General features: G+C 71.4%; 12 protein-coding genes and 1 pseudogene. 6 read left to right on the top strand and 7 right to left on the bottom strand.

Going from position 1 to position 12,685, the window contains the following annotated elements:
* The first annotated feature begins 59 nt into the window (after positions 1-59).
* Entirely contained in the window at positions 60-815 is a 756-nt protein-coding gene (locus tag ACFZDI_RS02690; protein ID WP_391247274.1) for a hypothetical protein, read from the top strand.
* Positions 816-819: 4 nt separating this feature from the next.
* On the opposite strand, the gene ACFZDI_RS02685 is transcribed toward ACFZDI_RS02690, so the two are convergent.
* Positions 820-1,332 carry a hypothetical protein gene (locus tag ACFZDI_RS02685; RefSeq protein ID WP_391247272.1) on the bottom strand — a complete coding sequence of 171 codons (513 nt, stop codon included), beginning with the start codon at positions 1,330-1,332 and terminating at the stop codon, positions 820-822.
* 22 nt (positions 1,333-1,354) lie between these two features.
* Positions 1,355-2,470, bottom strand: a complete 1,116-nt coding sequence (locus ACFZDI_RS02680; RefSeq protein ID WP_391247270.1) for a CorA family divalent cation transporter — start codon at positions 2,468-2,470, stop codon at positions 1,355-1,357.
* Between the two features lie 455 nt (positions 2,471-2,925).
* Here ACFZDI_RS02680 and ACFZDI_RS02675 point away from each other — a divergent pair, with 455 nt between their 5' ends.
* Positions 2,926-3,510, top strand: coding sequence for a suppressor of fused domain protein (locus ACFZDI_RS02675; RefSeq protein ID WP_234850134.1), 585 nt, complete (start codon positions 2,926-2,928; stop codon positions 3,508-3,510).
* 30 nt (positions 3,511-3,540) lie between these two features.
* Here ACFZDI_RS02675 and ACFZDI_RS02670 read toward each other — a convergent pair whose 3' ends face one another.
* Positions 3,541-4,764, bottom strand: a complete 1,224-nt coding sequence (locus ACFZDI_RS02670; protein ID WP_391247268.1) for an MFS transporter — start codon at positions 4,762-4,764, stop codon at positions 3,541-3,543.
* A 160-nt stretch (positions 4,765-4,924) separates the two neighbouring features.
* Between ACFZDI_RS02670 and ACFZDI_RS02665 the strand changes: the two genes are divergently transcribed.
* The 3 genes from ACFZDI_RS02665 (at position 4,925) to ACFZDI_RS02655 (ending at position 7,389) form a co-directional block, all read left to right on the top strand.
* Positions 4,925-5,566, top strand: a complete 642-nt coding sequence (locus ACFZDI_RS02665; protein WP_234850136.1) for a DUF6758 family protein — start codon at positions 4,925-4,927, stop codon at positions 5,564-5,566.
* A 187-nt stretch (positions 5,567-5,753) separates the two neighbouring features.
* Complete coding sequence (locus ACFZDI_RS02660; RefSeq protein ID WP_391247265.1) at positions 5,754-6,614, top strand: PHP domain-containing protein; 861 nt, start codon at positions 5,754-5,756, stop codon at positions 6,612-6,614.
* 169 nt (positions 6,615-6,783) lie between these two features.
* A complete protein-coding gene (locus tag ACFZDI_RS02655) occupies positions 6,784-7,389 on the top strand; it encodes a MarC family protein (RefSeq protein ID WP_234850138.1) in 606 nt (201 codons plus the stop codon).
* A 9-nt stretch (positions 7,390-7,398) separates the two neighbouring features.
* Here the strand turns inward: ACFZDI_RS02655 and ACFZDI_RS02650 are convergent, their stop codons facing one another.
* Positions 7,399-9,480, bottom strand: coding sequence for a trypsin-like peptidase domain-containing protein (locus ACFZDI_RS02650; protein ID WP_391247263.1), 2,082 nt, complete (start codon positions 9,478-9,480; stop codon positions 7,399-7,401).
* Between the two features lie 132 nt (positions 9,481-9,612).
* Complete coding sequence (locus tag ACFZDI_RS02645) at positions 9,613-9,765, bottom strand: hypothetical protein (protein WP_234850140.1); 153 nt, start codon at positions 9,763-9,765, stop codon at positions 9,613-9,615.
* A gap of 199 nt (positions 9,766-9,964) precedes the next feature.
* Here ACFZDI_RS02645 and ACFZDI_RS02640 point away from each other — a divergent pair, with 199 nt between their 5' ends.
* Positions 9,965-10,858, top strand: coding sequence for an NYN domain-containing protein (locus ACFZDI_RS02640; protein WP_391247261.1), 894 nt, complete (start codon positions 9,965-9,967; stop codon positions 10,856-10,858).
* Positions 10,859-10,953: 95 nt separating this feature from the next.
* On the opposite strand, the gene ACFZDI_RS02635 is transcribed toward ACFZDI_RS02640, so the two are convergent.
* Positions 10,954-11,853: an alpha/beta fold hydrolase gene (locus ACFZDI_RS02635; protein WP_391247259.1), complete on the bottom strand. Its 900-nt coding sequence runs from the start codon at positions 11,851-11,853 to the stop codon at positions 10,954-10,956.
* 268 nt (positions 11,854-12,121) lie between these two features.
* Positions 12,122-12,685, bottom strand: a pseudogene (locus ACFZDI_RS02630) (DEAD/DEAH box helicase); the annotation flags it as partial.

The following is a 12,685-nucleotide window of genomic DNA, read 5'->3' as shown; positions in this document are numbered from 1 at the left end:
CGACCCCGGTACCCTGCGGTACGCCGTTCAGGTCTCCCGTCAGAGAGGCAGCCCCACCTGTGACTCCGATTCGCCAGAGCCGTGGCCGCAGTGCCGCACTCGCGAGCGCCGCGTGCGCCCTGCTCGTGACGGGAACGGTGCTCACCGGCTGCGCGGAGGATCCGAACGAGGGCACCAACGGGGTCGGCAGACTCCCCGCCGCCAAGATCCAGGGCAAGACCCGGTCGGCCGCCGAGTCCGCCGGGGCGGTCCGGGTGCACGGCAACGTCGTCAGCGGCGGGCGGACCTACGCACTCGACATGCGGCTCAAGGACGACGGCGGCGACGGTTCGGTCACCTCGAAGGGCGCGACCTTCCAGCTGCTGCGCATCGGTGAGCAGCTCTACGTCAAGGCGGACGCCGAGTTCTGGACTCACGGCAGCGGCCAGGAGGAGGGCGGCAAGTCGGACGCGGCGGCGGCCTCCAAGCTCGACGGCAAGTTCGTGAAGGTGCCGCAGGGCGACCCCGCGTACAAGAAGTTCAGCGGTTTCACGGACAAGGGCCTCCTCCTCGACGGTCTGCTGACCCTGCACGGGACGCTCGCGACGGACGGCCACGACGAGGAGGCGGGCGTCCGCACCATCCGCGTCACCGGTGACAAGGGCTCCGGCGGCACCCTGGAAGTCTCCCTGGAGGGCAAGCCCTACCCGCTGCGCCTGGAGCGGGCCGGCGGGGCCGGCACCCTCACGTTCTCCGGCTGGGGCGAGGACTTCTCGCTCAGGGAGCCGGAGAGGAACGAGACCGTGGACTACGGCAAGCAGCTGCCGTCCTCGTAGTCCGTCAGGTCCGTTTGCGCTTCTTCAGCAGCAGCCGGGGCAGTCCCGCCGGGACCGGCCGGCGGGTGAGCGCCGGGGACGGCAGGGGAGGCTCGGAGAGGGAGCCGTCGGGCAGGGGCGCCGTCGTCCCGGTCGGTTCCAGGCGCAGCACCCGGCACTCGCGGGCCCAGCGGTCGGTGATGCCCTCGCCGTCCGGCGCGTTCAGCCGCTTGCCCTTGAGCTCGGCGACCGCCGCGTCCCAGGCCTCGGAGCCCGGCGCGAGCTCGGCGACCCGCGCCGTCCAGGTGACCAGCCGGCCGCCCTTGTCCTTGCTGCGGACCGTCACCGTCGCCTCGGAGCCGTCGGTGAGCCCCGGCAGCGGCTGCTCGCCCGGCCCGTCGCCGACCAGGCACGCGGCACCCTCGTGCCACACGTGCCACAGCGCACGCGCCGGGCCGTCGGGGCCCTGGACCCAGACGAGGCCGGACTTCTTCGTGGCTTCCTCGACGAGGACCTGGTCGAGCAGCTCGCTTGTCATGGGCCCAGCCTAACCAGGCCGCTCACAGCCATCCGTTCCGCTTCAGGGCGCGGTGGATGCCGAGGCAGACGACGACCGTGAAGCCGAGGATCACCGGGTAGCCGTAGCGCCAGTGCAGTTCGGGCATGTGGTCGAAGTTCATGCCGTACACACCGCACACCATCGTCGGCACGGCGATGATCGCCGCCCATGAGGTGATCTTCCGCATGTCCTCGTTCTGGGCGACGGACGCCTGCGCGAGGTTGGCCTGGAGGATGGAGTTGAGGAGCTCGTCGAAGCCGAGGACCTGCTCCTGGACGCGAGCCAGGTGGTCGGCGACGTCCCGGAAGTACTTCTGGATGTCGGGGTCGATCAGCCGCATCGGCCGCTCGCTCAGCAGCTGCATGGGCCGCAGCAGCGGCGACACGGCCCGCTTGAACTCCATTACCTCACGCTTGAGTTGGTAGATCCGGCCGGCGTCCGAACCGCGCGGCGCGCCCTTGCGGCCGGGGGAGAACACCTCGGTCTCGACCTCGTCGATGTCGTCCTGCACCGCGTCGGCGACGGCGATGTACCCGTCGACGACGTGGTCGGCGATGGCGTGCAGCACGGCCGAGGGGCCCTTGGCGAGCAGCTCGGGGTCGTCCTGGAGGCGGTGCCTGAGAGCCCGCAGGGAGCCCTGCCCGCCGTGCCGGACGGTGATGAAGAAGTCCCGTCCGGTGAAGCACATGACCTCGCCGGACTCGACGACCTCGCTGTTGGCGTCGAGCTGGTCGTGCTCGACGTAGTGGATGGTCTTGAAGACCGTGAAGAGGGAGTCGTCGTAGCGCTCCAGCTTGGGGCGCTGGTGGGCCTGGACGGCGTCCTCCACGGCCAGCGGGTGCAGCCCGAACTCACTGGCGATACCGGAGAATTCGGCCTCCGTCGGCTCGTGCAGGCCGATCCACACGAACCCCCCGTCGCGGCGCACCAGGCGTACCGCCTCGTGCGGGGTCAGGGCGGTCTCGGTCTCGATGCGGCGGCCGTCCCGGTAGACGGCGCAGTCGACGACGGCCGAGGCCGCCGCGGGGCTGCGGGTGGCGTCGTAGGTGCCGCTCTCCTTGCGCAGCGACACACGGGAGGGACGGACAACGGCGCGCAGGTCGCGGATCATCGACATGGCGGGCTCCTTCGCGGGCGTGCGACGAACGGCGCCGGCGACGGGTGGAACTACCCGGAATGAGGACGTTGTGACCACGGATGTTTGGCACGTCCACAAAGCGGGGAGCACCGCATCGTCGCGGTGGCCGGTTTCGTCACTGATTCAGCTACTGAGGCAGATCAGGCAAAGCGAAACGAAGCGCTCTTCCGCGGTGAAGCGAGTGCGAGAGGTGGCAGCCAGAGACAGAAGCAGCTACATCGGCGGCGCGAAGAGCGTGGTGCTACTGCACGGTCGACTTCGATCCATTGCAGCCCCACCTCCTCCGGCCGGTCCCTCGTAAGGGAGTTCCTTCGGCGTCGGGGCTTGATCGCGACGCTTCTGCGTGCTGCCCCGAACCACCGGGCAAGAGTAGCAGCCGACACAACTGTCAAGGTGCTGCTTTGCCCGCTCCTGGCGAGTTCTATGCTCGCCGCATGGCAGATGTTCTTCCTCTGGTCGAAGCCCGGTTGCGCACGGCGCTGGGCGAACCGGACGCGCGCGCCGCGGTCACCTTCCTCGGCACGGACCGCATCGAGGTGCTCCGCTTCCAGGAGGGCGACATCGTCCGCTACGCCTCGCTCGGCATGTCCGCGCACCCCATGACGGACCCCACGGCGGTGGTCGCCGACCCGGTCAAGGGCCCGCGTGCCGAGCTGGTCCTCTCGGTCCGTTCCGGGATCGCCGACACCGACAAGGCACTCCGGCCGCTCGCTGTGCTCGCCGCGTCTCCGCAGGTGGAGGGCCTGGTCGTGGCGCCGGGCGCGTCCCTCGACGTCGGTGAGCCGCTGTGGCCGGGCGCTCCCTTCACCTCGGTCCTGGTCGCCGAGCCGGGCGGTCTGGTCGAGGACCTGGAGCTGGACGAGCCCCTCGACCCCGTACGGTTCCTGCCGCTGCTGCCGATGACCCCGAACGAGGCCGCCTGGAAGCGGGTGCACGGCGCGCAGGCGTTGCAGGAGCGGTGGCTGAACCAGGGGACGGACCTCCGGGACCCGTCCCGGAAGTCCGTCCCGCTGGAGTGAGGAAGCTCACCAAACTCCTGACGCGCGGCCTCAGTTGGCGAACACGGCGACGCCCTCCTCGGTCGCGTGCTTCGGCTCCGGCTCCTCCGCCTGGTGAGTGAGGGCCCTGCGCCGTACGACGACCACGGCCGCGCCCAGGACCGCGGTGACCGCCGCGACCACGAACGGGATATGGAGGTCGGTCCACTCCTCGATCTTCGGCGCGAAGTACGGAGCGGCCGCCGCCGCGAACCAGCGCACGAAGTTGTAGCCCGCGCTGGCCACCGGCCGGGGGGCGTCGGAGACGCCGAGGGCCAGTTCGGTGTAGACGGTGTTGTTCACGCCGATGAAGGCGCCGGACAGGATCGTGCAGACGACGGCGGTGGTGTGCGAGCCGTAGCCGAGCACCAGCACGTCGGCCGCGAGCAGCACCAGCGAACCGCCGAGCACCGTCAGCGAACCGAATCGCTTCTGGAGCCGGGGGGCGACGATCACCGAGAAGACGGCGAGCAGCACGCCCCAGGCGAAGAACACCGCACCCGACCGGTACGGGCTCATGTTCAGTACGAACGGTGTGAAGGCCAGCACGGTGAAGAACGTGTAGTTGTAGAAGAACGCCGAGACCGCCGCGGAGGCGAGGCCACCGTGGCCGAGGGCCTTGAGCGGGTCCAGCAGCGAGGTCTTGCGGGCCGGCTTCGGCTGCTCCTTCAGGAACACCGTGATGCACAGGAAGCCGACGGCCATCAGGAACGCCGTGCCGAAGAAGGGATAGCGCCAGCTGGCGTCGCCGAGCAGGGCGCCCAGCAGCGGGCCGCAGGCCGTGCCGAGGCCGAGGGCCGACTCGTACAGCAGGATCGCCGCGGCGCTGCCGCCGGCCGCCGCGCCGACGACGACCGCGAGGGCCGTGGAGACGAACAGCGCGTTGCCGAGGCCCCATCCGGCCCGGAAGCCCACCAGTTCGCCGACGGATCCGGAGGTGCCCGCGAGCCCGGCGAACACCACGACGAACGCGAGGCCGAGCAGCAGTGTCTTCTTCCCGCCGATCCGGCTGGAGACGAAGCCGGTCACCAGCATCGCGACGGCGGTGATGAGGAAGTACGAGGTGAAGAGCAGGGAGACCTGGCCGGCCGTGGCGTCGAGGCCCTGGGCGATGGACGGCAGGATCGGGTCGACGAGCCCGATGCCCATGAAGGCGACGACCGACGCCCCGGCGGTCGCCCACACGGACTTGGGCTGCTTCAGGAGGCCGCCCGCTCCGGCGTCGAAGGAGTCCATTGCTTGCTCCCTTTCCCGAGACGAGATGGTTGGTATATGCACACAGTAAGTTAGCCATGCTAATTAATGCAAGCTACATCTAATGTCATCGGTGAAGGGTTCCGTCCGGATGGGTGATCGTCCTTGACGCGGCGGGGCGCGGGTAGGACCGTGGGGCCCTATGAGGGGCGAACCCAGTTGCCCGAAGTGTGGTGGCCGGGTCAGGGCTCCCGGCCTCTTCTCCGACTCGTGGCAGTGCGATGTGCACGGCACCGTTCATCCGGTGCAGCCCGTGATACCGCCCAGCGTCGACGCCCTCAACGTCGTGGTGCACCGCACCCGGGTGCCGTTGTGGATGCCCTGGCCGCTGCCGGTGGGGTGGCTCTTCACCGGGGTGGCCTGCGCGGGGGACGACCGAACCGGTGGCCGCGCGACCGCCGTGGCCTGCACGGGACCCGGGCCGCTCGGCGGGATGGGCGAGCTGATCCTGGTGGCCGAGGAGCTCGGCGTCGGGCTCGGGGCGCGCTACGCGGGCATGGACGGGCCCGACCCGGGACCGCACATGAACGTCGAGAAGCCGCCGCAGGCCAAGGTGCTGGCCGCCGGGCGCCCCACACCGCTGTGGCACGTGGCGGGTGCGCCGGGAGACCGTGCGGTGTTCGCGGGGGAGGCGCTCGGGATGTGGCTGTGGGCCGTGGTCTGGCCCGAGCAGTCCGGGCTGCTGATGTACGACGAACTGGTGCTGGCGGATCTGCGGGAGGCGGGTGCCGAGGTGGAGCTGGTGCCGTGCGGGGCGTTGTCGCCGCGCTTGCTTCAGCCGTAATGCCTACCGGGGTGGCGGTTCGGGTGCGGCGGCTGCGGATTCGCCGTGGCCGGTCGCGCAGTTCCCCGAGCCCCCTCGGGCCCCAGGTGTAGGGGGCGCCGGCCTGTTTCAGGTGTGACATCGGGCGTTGAAAATCCGGTTATCCTTGTGCAGTCCTGTTCCTGCTGTCGCGTCTGGAGTCCGTGTCGTGCGTATCGACCTGCACACCCACTCCACCGCTTCCGACGGCACGGACTCGCCCGCGCAACTGGTCCGGACGGCCGCCGCCGCGGGGATCGACGTCATCGCGCTCACCGATCACGACACCACCCGCGGGCACGCCGAGGCGATCGCCGCGCTGCCCGAGGGCCTCACGCTGGTGACCGGCGCCGAGCTCTCCTGCCGGATCGACGGGATCAGCATGCACATGCTGGCCTACCTCTTCGACGCCGAGGAGCCGGCCCTGCTCGCCGAGCGGGAGCTGGTCCGGGACGACCGGGTCCCGCGCGCCCGGGGCATGATCGCCAAGCTGCAGGAGCTGGGCGTGCCCGTCACGTGGGAGCAGGTGGCGCGGATCGCCGGTGAGGGGTCCGTCGGACGCCCGCACGTGGCGAGCGCGCTGGTCGAGCTGGGTGTCGTGCCCACCGTGAACGACGCCTTCACGCCGGACTGGCTGGCCGACGGCGGCCGGGTCTTCGTGGAGAAGCACGAGACCGACCCCTTCGAGGCGATCCGTCTGATCAAGGGCGCGGGCGGGGTCGCGGTGTTCGCGCACCCCGGGGCGAGCAAGCGGGGACTCACGGTGCCGGAGGCCGCCATCGCCGAGATGGCCGCGGCCGGACTGGACGGCATCGAGGTCGACCACATGGACCACGACGCGGACACACGCGCGCGGCTGCGGGGCCTGGCCAAGGAGCTCGGCCTGCTCGTGACCGGGTCCTCGGACTACCACGGCAGCCGTAAGACCTGCGTGCTCGGCGAGTACACGACGGATCCCGAGGTGTACGGCGAGATCACGCGGCGGGCCTTCGGGGCGTTCCCGGTGCCCGGGGCCGGCGGGGCCGTCTGAGGGTTCTCCGCTCCACGTCTTCTTCAGGCACTCGGCGCTGTCCGCCGTGCCCACCCGTTCCGTGCCCCCCGTGCCTCAAGCGCCCGGGGAGCCTGCGGAACGCCTGCCCACAGCGGTGCCGATACGCCGTGCCCCGCCGCTCCACCCACACCGCAAGGCCATCACGTTCATGTTCGACCTCGCCGTCTTCGGCTCCCTGTTCCTGACCCTCTTCGTCATCATGGATCCCCCCGGGATCACACCGATCTTCCTCGCCCTCACCGCGGGCCGGCCCGGCAAGGTGCAGAAGCGGATGGCCTTCCAGGCCGTCTGCGTCGCCGGTGGTGTGATCACCGTGTTCGGGCTCCTCGGCCACCAGATCCTGAACTATCTGCACGTGTCCGTGCCCGCGCTGATGATCGCGGGCGGTCTGCTGCTCCTGCTGATCGCACTGGACCTGCTCACCGGCAAGACCGACGAGCCCAAGCAGACCAAGGACGTCAACGTCGCCCTCGTACCGCTGGGCATGCCGCTGCTGGCCGGGCCCGGGGCGATCGTGTCGGTCATCCTCGCCGTGCAGAAGGCCCACAGCGTCACCGCGCAGGTGTCCGTGTGGGCGGCGATCCTCGCCATCCACGTCGTGCTGTGGCTGGTCATGCGCTACTCGCTGGTGATCATCCGGATCATCAAGGACGGCGGCGTGGTCCTGGTGACCCGCCTCGCCGGCATGATGCTCTCCGCGATCGCCGTGCAGCAGATCATCAACGGCGTCACGCAGGTGATCCAGGGGAGCTGACGAACCCCGTCAGGGCCTCAGGACGCCGCCGATCTCCTGGGCCGCCTCGGGGTGGCCGAGGTACTCCTCGATCTTGTGCGCGCGGTCGCGACCGTTGGGGACGGGCGGCTGGGTGAGCTTCCCCCACCGTTCGTCCTCCAGGGGGCAGCCGATCGCCACCGCGTCAGTGGGGCACCAGACGTTCACCCAGTCACGCACCCTGGGCGGCTGGTGCGGGCCCCGGGTGAGGAGCCGCTCGTTGACGCCGTCCAGGCCGAGCGGGCTGCCCGCGGTGACCAGCAGGACGGGATCGAGACCCTCGGGCAGCCGCTCCAGCAGGTCCATGCCCACGACCGTGCCCAGGCTGTGCGTGACCAGCACCAGCTCGCCGCTGGTGGGCATCGTCTCCATGACGCCGTCCAGCACCGCCTGCCGCACGGCGCTGTCGCCGAGGTACAGGTCGACGTCCCTCAGGAACGTGGCGATGGTCCACTCGTCCAGGTCGGACCGGGCGGCCAGCCAGCTCAGCGGCCGGTGCAGCGCCCCGACCACACCCGCGCCGAACCCCTCCGTGGCCGCCGGCCCGTTCTGGGGCATGCCGGCCCGGGCGGCCGCCTCGTAGAGCAGCCGCTCGTAGGAGCCGGTGGGCGACTCCACGGCGAACGCCTCGGCGGCAGCGGCGGCACTCAGCCGGTCCAGACCGATGGACTCGGTCGCGCTCTCCCTGCCGCTGACGAGGTCGTGCAGTCTCCTGCCGTAGAACGGGAACCACACGTCCTCCGGGTCGAGCGTGGGCATGGACGCGAGGGTGAGTCCGCGGTTCAGGCCGGCCGTCCAGGACAGACGGAGTTCGTCGGGGTACTTCTCCTGCTGGTCCCTGCCGTGCAGGAAGACCAGGTGCTGACGGCCTCCGAAGGCCGTACTGCGGGCACGGAGCCCCACCTGGGGTCTGCGGACCGTGGCCTCGCTCCCGGTCGCGGGCACCGACCGGGTCGTGAGGTCCGGCACCGGCGCCGCAGGCTGCTGTGCGCCGGGGGCCGTGGAAGGGAGGGCCGGCGCGGTGGGAACGGCCTGGTCCAGGCCGGTGTCCGGGCCCATCTCGGCCAGCAGGGCGCGCCGTGCCTGGTCGAGGTCCAGGCCCGCCAGGTGCTTGAGGATCGAGCTGATCCGGACGCCCTCGTTGGCGACCCACTCGATGGCGTCGTCGCCGTCGCCCTGCTGCCAGGGCCGGCCGTCCTTGCGCAGGACGCGGCCCTGGTCGTCCTTCTTCGGCACCCCGCTGTGGTGCAGCGCCACGACCTCCCACTGGTCGTTGAAGACGGGGGAGCCGGAGTTCCCCGGTTCGGTGTCGGTCGTGTAGTGCACGAAGTCGTCGAGGCGGACCAGCACCGCGTTGTCGCGCAGCGCGATCTCCTTCAGGCGGCCCGAGGGATGGCCGATGATGTTCACCTTCTCGCCGAGCACCAGCTTGCCGATCTGCACGCTCAGCCGGTTCCAGCCGAAGATCTCGCCCGGCGCGGGGCCGTCAGGCGGGGCAGCGAGCGCCACCAGGGCGAAGTCGAGCCGCTGGTCCGCCGCGAAGAAGGCCCCGGGGTCGAGCTCCGTCCGGACGACGGTGTCGGGCACGTTGTCCGCCGTGACCTGGGCGTTGAACTCGGCGAAGCAGCTGCGGGCGAAGCTCTCGTCGGGCAGGACGTGGTGGTTGGTCATCAGCAGCCGCGGCGAGACCAGGAAGCCGGTGCCGTGCGGCAGTTCGCGGCCGCCGCGCCGCAGGGTGATCCGGGCGACCGTGGCCCCCGCCCGGACTCCGCGCGGCAGGAAGCTCCAGGCCTGGAGCTCGTTGGAGAGGTCGATGATCCGCTCGTTGGCGTCGGGCCGGTCCATGGCCTCGCGGTGGATGTCCGCCACCACCGCCGAGGGCGACAGACCGCCCCGGTCGAGGATGCGGTCCGCGCGGACGGCGAGTGCGTCCGGGGAGTCCGGGAACCGCACACCGGCCGCCATCCGGCCCTGGACCCGCTCGCGCTCGGCGGCGGAGTCCTCGTAGCGCCGCGCGGCCTCGGCGGCGGCCTGGTGATGCAGTTCCTTGTGCGACCGGTCCGTCACCGACATGCTCCACCGTCCTGTTCCGGCTCGTGCTGGCCCCCTCAGCCAGTACGCCCCCGACCTGGGAGGTGCGCAACAGCGGAGCCCCCGCACGGCCGATGCCGGGCGGGGGCTCCGTGTACGGGAGAGCTGCGCGCGTTATGAGGCCGCGGTCTCGGCCGGGCGAATCCAGAGGCGCTGACCGATGGCGGCCGCCTGCTGGACGATGCGGTTGACGGAGGCGGCGTCCACGACGGTCGTGTCCACGGGCGTGCCGTTGATGTCGTCGAGTCGCATGATTTCGAAGCGCAAGGGCTTCTCCCTTCGTCTGGTCATCCTCCTGAGGAGAACTACTCGGTGTTCCGTATGAGTCAACGGGGACGGGTGGGTGAAACATTCCCTACGCTAAAGAAATTTTTCGAACGGCTAATTACTGACTCGTAAGAGTGTGGTTACGGGACCGAACGGGACTGGTTGTGTTCGCAGTGTGACCGCCAGGACAATGGAGGTGATGAACGACGACCTCGCGGCCCTCAGTGCCCGCATCGACCACACGAACGAGCTGCTCCAGCGCATGCTCGCCGAGGTGGCGAAGACTCCCTCGACCCACGCGATCTTCGTCGATGCCGGGTACTTGTACGCGGCCGCCGGTCGGCTCGTCGCCGGCACGGAGGACCGCCGGGCCTTCGACGTGGACGCCGAAGGTCTGATCGACGCGCTCATCGACCGGGCCCGCACGATCTTCGCGGACAGCCGGCTGTTGCGGGTCTACTGGTACGACGGCGCCCGGCGTCGCATCCACACGGCCGAACAGCAGACCATCGCGGAACTGCCGGACGTCAAGGTGCGGCTCGGCAACCTCAACGCCAACAACCAGCAGAAGGGCGTCGACTCACTCATCCGCTCCGACCTGGAGTCCCTGGCCCGGCACCGCGCGATCAGCGACGCGGCCCTGCTCGGCGGCGACGAGGACCTGGTCTCGGCCGTCGAGGCGGCCCAGGGTTACGGCGCCCGGGTCCATCTGTGGGGCATCGAGGCGCCGGACGGCCGCAACCAGGCGGAGCCCCTGCTGTGGGAGGTCGACAGCCAGCGGACCCTCGACCTCGAGTTCTTCAAGCCGTACGTCTCCCGCCGCACGGCCTCCGCGCACGAGACGGCGACGGAACGGCCCACCCGCGAGAACGTGCGGTTCGTGGGCGCGCAGATCGCGGCGAAGTGGCTGGCGGCACGCGGCCGGGACTCGCTCGTCGAGCTGCTGCCCGGACACCCCTACCTGCCCGGCTCGGTGGACCAGGATCTGCTCGTGGAGGCGGAGGGCCTCCTGCAGTACTCGCTGCGCGGCCAGGCGGACCTGCGGCGGGCACTGCGCGACGGCTTCTGGGAGCACTTGCGGACGCAGTACTAGGCGGTCCCGGCGGACGGAGGGCTGGGCGGTCGTGCGGGCGCAGGACTGGGCGGTCCCGGTGGGCGCAGTACCCGGCCGTGCCGACGCACGAAGTACTACGCCGTCCCGGGAACGGCTGGGCCCGGGTTCCGTCCGAGGCCGTCCCAGAAGTCCGCGAGGGCGTGGGCCGTCGGCAGAGGCTGGTCGGCGTTGGGGGAGTGCTCGGCTCCCGTGACCACCGTGCGGTGCGCGTCCAGCCGCCGGGCCATGTCGTCGAGGATCGCCACCGGCCAGGTGTCGTCGTGCTCGCCCGACAACACGTGGAACGGCAGCGGCACGGCGGCGAGTTCGTCCACGCGGTCCGGCTCCGTGCACAACTGGCGCCCCGTCGCGAGGAGTTGGGCAGGGCTGTGGCCCAGCCAGCGGCGGCGCAGCTGGTCCTGGTCACCGAGGCCGCGGGCAGGTCCACCCACTTCCTCCGGTGGGCCCATCGCCTGGATGGCCTCCCACACCTCCGTCATCGACAGCATGGTGAGCGCGTCCCGCAGCAGCTTCACGCGCTGCTGCTGGGAGACGGAGATCTCCGCCGGGCCGGACGAGACCAGGGTGAACGACAGGAAGGGGGAGTGGTCGAGCAGCACGGCCGCACGGGCGATCTGCCCGCCGAGCGAGTGCCCCACGAGGTGCACGGCCCCGCCCAGCGCTTCGGCCTGCGCGAGCACGTCTTGCGCCAGTTCCCGCTGGGCGTAGGCCGTCTCGTCGTCCAGGGGCCCGGCCGACTCGTGCTGTCCCCGCCCGTCCACGGCGACGACCCGGTACCCCCGCTCCGCGAGCGGCTCGTGCAACAGCCCGAAGTCCTCCTTGCTCCCCGTGAACCCGGGCAGCATCAGGACGACCCCCTTGCCCTCGGCACCGGGCTTCGGCACCGAGTCGACGACGGCGAACTCACCGCGAGCGGTGCGCAGGGGGTAGGCGCGGGCGCCCGGGGGCAGGGGGAAGGCGCGGTGGCTGGTCACGGGGCGAGGGTAACGGGTGGGGGCGGGCTCGGCGTCCGGGTGAAACGCCGACGGCCGGGCTTCCTAGGTGGGGGCGAGCCTTGCGGGGTTGGTGCTTTCCGGCGGTGGCGGTGGCGGGGGCCTGGCGGGTGTGGGCTCGGTGTCCGGGTGAGATGTCGGCGGCATGGGCCTCAGCGTGAGTGAGATGCCGGCGGCCGGACTTCCTGTCCGGGCGAAACGCCGACGGCCCGGCTCCCCGCGTGGGGGCCGGGCCGTCGTGGAGGGTGTGTCAGGCCTCCGTGGGCTCCGCGGTGGCCGTGGCCTTGCGGGTGCGGCGCGCCCTGGGCTTCGCCTCCGCCGTGTCCTCGGCGGCGGCAGCCGTCGCAGCCGTGGCCTTGCGCGTGCGGCGCGGCTTGGCGGCCACCGGCTCCTGATCCGCCTGCGCGGGGATCTCCGTCGGCTCCGCGGCCTTGCGGGTGCGGCGGCGCGGCTTGGCCTCCGTGCCCTCGGCGGTGTCGACGGCGGTCTCGGCCGCGGCGGCGGTCTTCCGCGTGCGGCGCGGCTTGGCCTCGGCGGCCTCCGCGTCCGGGGCCGCGGCGGCCGTCTTGCGCGTGCGGCGCGGCTTGACCTCGGCCGCCCCAGTCTCCGTCTCCGTGTCCGGGACGGCAGCGGCGGTCTTCCGCGTCCGCCGCGGCTTGGCCTCGGCGGGCTCCTGGGCCGTCTGGGCCGGGATCTCGGCTACGGCCGGGGCGGTCTCGGCGGCCTTGCGGGTGCGGCGGCGCGGCTTGGCCTCCGTGCCCTCGGCGGTGTCGACGGCGGTCTCGGCCGCGGCGGCGGTCTTCCGCGTGCGGCG

Source organism: Streptomyces sp. NPDC007907 (genome assembly GCF_042959365.1).
In the GTDB taxonomy this organism is placed as follows: domain Bacteria; phylum Actinomycetota; class Actinomycetes; order Streptomycetales; family Streptomycetaceae; genus Streptomyces; species Streptomyces indiaensis.
The sequence above is the reverse complement of the archived record's forward strand: the minus strand, read 5'-3'. Positions and strand labels throughout refer to the sequence as shown.